1 pseudogene is annotated in these 1235 nt (G+C 66.4%); it reads right to left on the bottom strand.

Annotation, left to right across the window (positions count from 1 at the left end):
- Nucleotides 1–1139, bottom strand: a pseudogene (locus ACFWQC_RS28325) (ISL3 family transposase); the annotation flags it as partial.
- Nucleotides 1140–1235: the final 96 nt, after the last annotated feature.

Here is a 1235-nt window from a genome sequence, read left to right as displayed (position 1 = left end):
CCATACCAGAACCGAACCGTCCAGGATGTCGTGAGACCGGCTGTCCACGATGTCACGAGACAGAAGCGTCCTCGATCTCTTGAGACTTCACATAGTTGCGGCCTGAAGCCTCCGGACTCGAGCAGGGATCTGGCGATGTAGTTGGTCAGGTTGCGGAACCCGAGGGCTGAGCCGCGGAGGTGTTCGAGTCGTCCGTTGATCGCCTCTGTGGGGCCGTTGGATGTGCCGGGTCGATCGAAGTAGGCGAGCACGTCGGCGGCGCGCTGGTTCAGGGTGCGGCCGAGCTTGGAGATCTCCTCGAGTCCGTCGGGTATCCCGCTGCTGAGCGAGGCGATCAGCCGGGTCATCACCTCACGACCCGTGGCGGGGTCGAGGTGGCGGTAAGCCTCGACCATGCGCTGGTAGATCCCCCAGGTGACCTCGACCGCGACGTGGGCGTCGTCGGCGAACAGATCCCGCAGTCGGGCGGCCTGTTTCTCGGTGAGGAGGTCCGCACCGGTGTGCAGGGTCCGGCGGGCCTTGTAGAGCGGGTCCTCCGTGTGGCCCCGGCGGCAGTGGATGAGTTGCTGGACCCGGCGGCGACACTCATCGAGCGCGTCGCCGGCCAATCGGACCACGTGGAAGGGATCCATCACCGCGACCGCGTCTGGTAGCTCTTCGGCAGCGGCGGTCTTGAAGCCGGTGAACCCGTCCATCGCGACCACTTCGACATGGTCGCGCCAGGCCTGGGGTCGGCCGGTGAGCCAGGTCTTGAAGACCTGTTTCGAGCGGCCCTCGACCACGTCCAACAACCTGGCGGGTCCGGTGTCATCGCGGACCGGGGTGAGGTCGATGATCACGGTGACGTACTTGTCCCCGCGGCGGGTGTGGCGCCATACGTGCTCGTCGACCCCAAGGACCTTGACGCCGTCGAACCGGCCTGGGTCATCGATCAAGACTCGTCTGCCTTCGGCGAGGATGGCGTCGTTGGCGGTGTTCCACGCGACCCCGAGTCCGGCCGCGACCCTGGCCACGCTCAGGTGCGCGAGGACGAGGCCTTCCAGTCCCCACCGCAGCCCGCGGCGGGAGATCTTCGCGCGTGGCTCAGCGGCCCGGGTGGTGTCTTGGCGCCACACGTGCGTGCATTCCTTGCATTGGTAGGGTCAAGTCCCAGGTAGTGGTGTAGCGCTGCGTTCTCCTTGATGAGGGGTCAGGCAGTCAGCGCGGGCAGGTCATCAGCTCCGATCTCGGGTTCG

The organism is Nocardioides sp. NPDC058538, assembly GCF_042719275.1.
In the GTDB taxonomy this organism is placed as follows: domain Bacteria; phylum Actinomycetota; class Actinomycetes; order Propionibacteriales; family Nocardioidaceae; genus Nocardioides.
This window is presented reverse-complemented; position numbering and strand designations above follow the sequence as displayed.